Origin of the sequence: Sphingobium sp. S6 (assembly GCF_905120495.1) — a bacterium.
Lineage (GTDB): Bacteria > Pseudomonadota > Alphaproteobacteria > Sphingomonadales > Sphingomonadaceae > Sphingobium > Sphingobium agri.
Map to the genome: position 1 here is coordinate 1 of NZ_CAJHOG010000032.1, position 5,633 is coordinate 5,633.

6 protein-coding genes are annotated in these 5,633 nt (G+C 64.9%); 4 read left to right on the forward strand and 2 right to left on the reverse strand.

All coding sequences use genetic code 11. The features are described 5' to 3' along the window. Both SPHS8_RS20560 and SPHS8_RS20080 read right to left on the reverse strand, forming a co-directional pair. A partial coding sequence (locus SPHS8_RS20560) for a hypothetical protein (RefSeq protein ID WP_236575282.1) occupies positions 1–190 on the reverse strand: 190 nt, incomplete at its 3' end. 470 nt (positions 191–660) lie between these two features. Further along, positions 661–1,353, reverse strand: a complete 693-nt coding sequence (locus SPHS8_RS20080; RefSeq protein ID WP_007685994.1) for a hypothetical protein — start codon at positions 1,351–1,353, stop codon at positions 661–663. Between the two features lie 165 nt (positions 1,354–1,518). Here SPHS8_RS20080 and SPHS8_RS20085 point away from each other — a divergent pair, with 165 nt between their 5' ends. The 4 genes from SPHS8_RS20085 (at position 1,519) to SPHS8_RS20100 (ending at position 5,407) form a co-directional block, all read left to right on the forward strand. Beyond that, positions 1,519–2,115, forward strand: a complete 597-nt coding sequence (locus SPHS8_RS20085; protein WP_007685993.1) for a recombinase family protein — start codon at positions 1,519–1,521, stop codon at positions 2,113–2,115. Continuing rightward, on the forward strand, positions 2,108–3,760 hold the full coding sequence (locus SPHS8_RS20090; protein ID WP_007685992.1) for an IS481 family transposase: 1,653 nt from the start codon (positions 2,108–2,110) through the stop codon (positions 3,758–3,760). Before SPHS8_RS20085 ends, SPHS8_RS20090 begins: the two co-directional genes overlap by 8 nt. After that, complete coding sequence (locus SPHS8_RS20095) at positions 3,760–4,737, forward strand: ExeA family protein (RefSeq protein ID WP_007685991.1); 978 nt, start codon at positions 3,760–3,762, stop codon at positions 4,735–4,737. Before SPHS8_RS20090 ends, SPHS8_RS20095 begins: the two co-directional genes overlap by 1 nt. A 100-nt stretch (positions 4,738–4,837) precedes the next feature. Beyond that, a complete protein-coding gene (locus SPHS8_RS20100; RefSeq protein ID WP_062121710.1) occupies positions 4,838–5,407 on the forward strand; it encodes a hypothetical protein in 570 nt (189 codons plus the stop codon). The last annotated feature ends 226 nt before the right edge of the window (positions 5,408–5,633 follow it).

A 5,633-nucleotide genomic window follows, 5' to 3' on the forward strand; every position in this document is an offset into this window, starting at 1 on the left:
TGTAGGCGCTTGCAACCGTAGCAGCTTCTGCTCGCAAACAGCGCCTTTTCCTGCCCAGATTACCTGACAACGAGCCGACTATGCTGCTCACGCTATCCGACAATGTGCTCGCCATCATCCGCGTCTGCTCGCAAACGGCAAAGGGCCGCTCATGGTATCTGCCAACTACAAAGTCGAGATTAGCAGTCATTTGCTGATGCGCGATGCTCACGCAGCTTTGTGGAACCCAAGATCAGAAAGTACACGATGGGGCAAACCACCATCAGCATCACTGCTGGATCGGTAGCCCATCTCGTTGGGCCATCGCTGTCCGGCTCACTTGCTACCGCGAGCATGAGCGCGATTGATCCTCGCACAGCGGCGTAGGTGGCAGGAACAAGCAGGATGTGGAGAAGCCACCCGTAGCGGAACCGCATGGCGCCAAACCAGCAGAGTACAGCTATGGCGGGTGGAGCGAGTGTGGCGGCTACGAAGCCGCAGAACCAAATGGCAAACCCTGCCGGAGTCAGCGTATCGCGATAGTAGCTGGCGATCCCATCCGGTCGCAATCCGAGAGCGACGAAAGAGCCTGCGACGACAACGGCACCCAAAGCCGTCAGTCCGACGCCACGCAATGTCCCGTGTCTCGGCATCAATCTATGCAATCCAGTAAGCCATTGATCAGGCTGCTCGCACTTTGGCTCGGAAGAAGGTCGTTTCCGACCCAATCAGATCGGGGTCGATCCCGCTCTCCTCGGCGGCCAGTTGCTGGATGATCCGCCAAATCTCGGGGGCGGTGAGGCGCGCGCCGTCGCGGGCAAGCCTGCCACGGTTCTGCTCCGTGACCAGTCGGGCGAGATCGCCGATAGTGTCGCACCTCCGAGGTAATCGCCGGCGGTCGAGGTGCCGTAACCATAGCCCCGCGTAGGCGCTCGCTCCAGCAGCGAAGATGCGAAGGGGAGGTGCCAGCGTCGTGAAGGCGAGGATCGCGACCGCGACAGCGAAGCAGAGACCACTGACAATCCCAAGCCATCCGGCTCGCGTCGCCGGCATCTTGAGGTCGGTATCGGCTTCCAGGTCGCTGAACGCTTGGCGCAGCTTCCCACCGATCAGCGGCGCCAACGGCGCATCCGGCCCGACGTGCCGGCCAAGCCCGAGCGCGCGTCGAAGCCTGTAGAACGTCATCTGCGTGGCGCATGTCGTGCCGCCCCCGCTGTAGGCTGCGACATGCGCGACGACATGGTCACGCACCTCGCCGAACGTTGTCCAAGGCAGGTTCGAGCGCAGGCGCAGATCGAAGGTGCGCTCGATTGCGAGGAAGAAGTCGGTGTCGTCGCCATCACCGACCCAGCCAACCGTATCGAGCACCTGCATGAACCCGGCTCCTCAGCGGTTCTGCAAAACGACCGTTTCTGACGAGCCGATCGCCTTGCTGGGCCGGCAACGTAAATCTGCGGGCCGCACTTTGTCAAAACTGTTCTGGAAACCCGCGTCGCAAAACGGTATGCCCCGCACGAGTTTGGAGAAGATCAGACGCTCATGCGGGTCGGCTATGCCAGGGTCAGCACCAGCGACCAGAACCCCGAGCTCCAGCTCGATGCGCTGCGGCGGGCCGGCTGCGAGCGGGTGTTCACCGAAAAGGCGTCGGGCGCGCGCGATGACCGGCCCGAACTGGCGCGCATTCTGGAAGACGTGCTGCGCGCAGGCGACACGCTGGTTGTTTGGAAGCTCGACCGCCTCGCCCGCTCGCTCAAGAAGTTGATCGCCACGGCCGAGGATCTGGAGCGCGAGAAGATCGGGCTGGTGTCGCTGACCGAGAGCATCGACACGACAACGCCGGGTGGCATGCTCACCTTTCACGTGTTCGGCGCCATCGCGCAGTTCGAGCGTGCCCTGATCCGCGAGCGAACTACCGCGGGGCTAGTGGAGGCGCGCCGGCAGGGTCGCAAGGGTGGCCGCCCATCGGCAATGCGCCCGAGCGACGTCGCCGCGGCACGGGCGATGATGAAGGAGGGCACGTTGCCGGTGCGCGACATCGCCAAGCGCATGGGCGTGTCGGTCGCGACCCTCTATCGCTATGCAGGCAAGCGCGGCAGCGGTGCATCGATCAAGGAGGCTGCAACAGCCCATGGCTGACCGGGCGAAGCGACCGCCTGGAGAGGCGCTGATCGATCTTCGCCGACGGTTGTCGCTGTTGCCCCCACGCGACCCCGGTCGCACCGAGATCATCGCCCGTGCGGCCGAGGCCTATGGCATCTCCATCTGGACCCTTTACCGGGCGTTGCGCGAGCTGAACCGCCCCAAGTCGGTGCGCCGGTCCGACCATGGTGCGACGCGGGTTGCCCCGCAGGCCGAGATGGAGCGCTACGCCGAGATCGTCGCCGCACTGAAGATCAGGACCACCAACAAGAAGGGCCGGCACGTTTCGACCGCCCGCGCCATCGAGTTCCTGGAAACCGATGGCGTCGAGACGCCGGAGGGCCTGGTCAAGGTAGCACCCGGCCTGCTGAAGCGGGCGACCATCGACCGGCTGCTCCGCTCATCAGGGCTGGACTATGCCCGCGTGACCCGCCCCCACGCAGCCGTTCGTTTTCAGGCGCGGCGATCCAACGAGCTGTGGCACTTCGACATGAGCCCGTCCGACCTCAAGCAGGTCGAGGCGCCGCTCTGGATCGAGCAGGGTCGCGGCAAACCCACGCTGATGCTGTTCTCGGCCGTCGATGACTGCTCGGGCGTGGTCTACCAGGAATATCGCAGCGTCTATGGCGAGGATGCCGAGTCCGCGCTGCGCTTTCTATTCAACGCCTTCGCCGCCAAGCCTGAGCCCGAACTGCCGTTCCAGGGCCTGCCGGTCACGATCTACATGGACAACGGCCCGGTCAGCCGGTCGCGCGTGTTCCAGTCGGTGATGGGCAGCCTCGGCGTGCGCGTCCTCACCCATCTGCCGCCGAAGGCCGACGACCGGCACACCGCGGCCCGCGCCAAGGGCAAGGTCGAGCGGCCGTTCCGCACGGTGAAGGAGGTGCACGAGACGTTGTACCACTTCCACAAACCCAAGGACGAGGCGGAAGCCAATCTGTGGATGCGGCGTGCGCTGGTCACCTACAACAACGGCGACCATCGTTCCGAGCCACACGCGCGGATCGAGCACTGGCTGCGGCACCTGCCCGGCGATGGCGTGCGGGCCATGTGTTCATGGGAGCGGTTCTGCGCCTTCGCTCGTGAGCCCGAGCGGCGCACCGTTGCGGGCGACGCGACCGTCTCGGTTGAGGGCGCTTCCTACGAGGTCGAGCCCGAGCTCGCCGGCGAGACGGTGACGCTGCTCTGGGGGCTGTTCGACCAGCAGCTCTTCGTGGAGCATGACGGCAAGCGGCATGGCCCTTACGAGCCGTCGCGCGGCGCCGTGCCGCTCTACCGCTATCGCAAGTATCAGAAGAGCCGCGCCGAGGAGCGGCTCGACAAGGTGGTCCGGCTCGCTGACCAGCTGGGGCTGCCCCGCGCGACCGTGACGGGCGGCGACCGGCCGCTGCCGTCGCTGCCGCCCTCCACCGCAGGGCTCGCGGTGCGGCAAACACCTTTTCCGGAGCCGGCGGTCGAGACGGCATACCCGACCGGGCTCGCGGCGCGCCACGCCATCGTCGACCAGCTCCGGCGACCGCTCGGCTCGCTGCCTGAGGCAGACCGCGCCTTCATCGACGCGCTGCTGGGCGAAACGCTCGACAAGACCATCATCGCTGACCGCATCCGAGAGCGGTTCCAGTCAAGACGGGGGACAAGCTGATGCTCGCCGACGTTCAATCCAGCTACGGGCTCGCCCGCCCGTTCCAAGGCGTCGGCAACTTCGAGACAGAGCATCAGCGCAACCTCGTGCGCGAGGTCTGTGCGGCCGTGCAGACCGGCAGGTTGATCGTCGTCTCCGGCCTGGTCGGATCGGGCAAGACGCACCTGCTGCGCCGCATCGAGGACGAGCTGGCCCGGGCGGGCAAGGTCGCCGTCGCCAAGTCGCTTGCGGTCGACAAGCGCCGCACCTCGTTGCCCTCGCTGATCGAGGCGCTGTTCTACGATCTCTCGCCCGGTGACCGTGCCCAGGTGAAGATTCCCAAGCAGGCCGAGCGCCGCGAGCGCGACCTGCGCGACATCATGCGCAAGGGCAAGCGCCCGGTCGTACTGGTGGTCGACGAGGCGCATGACCTGCACCACAAGACGCTGACCGGCCTCAAGCGGTTGATGGAGGTGGTGGCTGATGCCGGCGTGCTGCTGTCGGTCCTTCTGGTCGGCCATCCTCGGCTACGCAACGACCTGCGCCGCCCGCAAATGGAAGAGATCGGCTACCGCACGACCACCTTCGACTATGAGGGCATCGGCGCCGAACGCCGCGACTATGTTGCCTGGCTGCTCGGCGCCTGTGCGGCCGAGGGGGTCAAGGTTGCCGACTTGATGAACGAGGACGCGATCGACCTCATCGCCGAGCGCCTGCGCACCCCGCTCCAGATCGAGATGCACCTGACACTCGCCTTCGAGCAGGGCTTCCGCTTCGCTGCCAAGCCCGTCACGGCCGAGATCGTCGAGCAGGTGCTGTCGCGGGCGATTGACGACCTCGAACCCACGCTGACGCGCAACGGTTACGATGCGGGCGCGCTCGCCAGCCAGCTCAACACCCGGCCGTCCGACATACGCGCGTTCCTCGCCGGAACGCTGGACGCCGAACACACCCGCGACCTGACCGAGCGGCTCCGCGAAGCCGGTGTGCCGATATGATACTGGCTGTCCTCGCCTTGGTATCTCCCGCACGCGGACGCAACGCATGTCGTCTGTGCCACCGATTGTGGACGTTGCGCTTCTCTCATAGCCTGCCGGCATGAACAGGCATCTTACCGCAGCTTCTTTATCGATCGTCAGCTTGCTCAGCGCGTGCTCGGCCTCGGCCGAGAGGAGGTTGGAGGGACGAGTCTTCGACATCCCGAGAGCCAACGACATATCCGACAATGATAAGCCGTTCTTTCTACCAGCGCTCGATCCCAGCGACGGGTTCTCGTTCTACCTAAATCCGAGCGCAAGCTTGCCGGAGCGAAACTTGGTGGGCGTGGCAAGCAAGAAGCGGATGTGTGCCCGCGCAGCGGGAACAGAGGCGCTTGTCAACTCGACTGTCTGCGCAAGTCGCCCGCTTTCATGGCGCGGCCGAACACTGCGCAAGGTAAGTGATGGTGTTTTCTGGACATACCAGTTGCCAGCCGAAGCAGGTCAGAAGCGTCCTCCATCGCTGGCGAGTTGCTCCGCCATGGGCGGAGGCTCGCGGCCGGGGCTCTGCACGGCCAATCTGCCGTATGACAATCTCGTGCTGACGATTCACTTCCGAGACAATCAGGTCGGCTCGCTCCAGGCATTATACGATCAATCCGTTGCTAGCCTGAGGAAGTGGGAGCGCTGATGCTTACGGCAAACCCGGCGGGAACGATCGCTGCCAGACCGCTCACCGGCACTCCTCGCTATTGGCAGAAAGCGAGAACAGGCCTTCTCCGTTTGCGAGCAGGCGCGGATGATGGCGAGCACATTGTCGCATAGCGTGAGCAGCATGGCCCACCTGCTGTCAGCAAATCTGAGCAGAAATCCGCGCTGTTTGCGAGCAGAGGCCAGTATCTTTGCAATCGCCTACA

Coding starts and splice junctions, on each gene's coding strand:
- SPHS8_RS20080 (WP_007685994.1), bottom strand. CDS start 1,353: ATGCAGGTGCTCGATACGGTTGGCTGGGTCGGTGATGGCGACGACACC.
- SPHS8_RS20085 (WP_007685993.1), top strand. CDS start 1,519: ATGCGGGTCGGCTATGCCAGGGTCAGCACCAGCGACCAGAACCCCGAG.
- SPHS8_RS20090 (WP_007685992.1), top strand. CDS start 2,108: ATGGCTGACCGGGCGAAGCGACCGCCTGGAGAGGCGCTGATCGATCTT.
- SPHS8_RS20095 (WP_007685991.1), top strand. CDS start 3,760: ATGCTCGCCGACGTTCAATCCAGCTACGGGCTCGCCCGCCCGTTCCAA.
- SPHS8_RS20100 (WP_062121710.1), top strand. CDS start 4,838: ATGAACAGGCATCTTACCGCAGCTTCTTTATCGATCGTCAGCTTGCTC.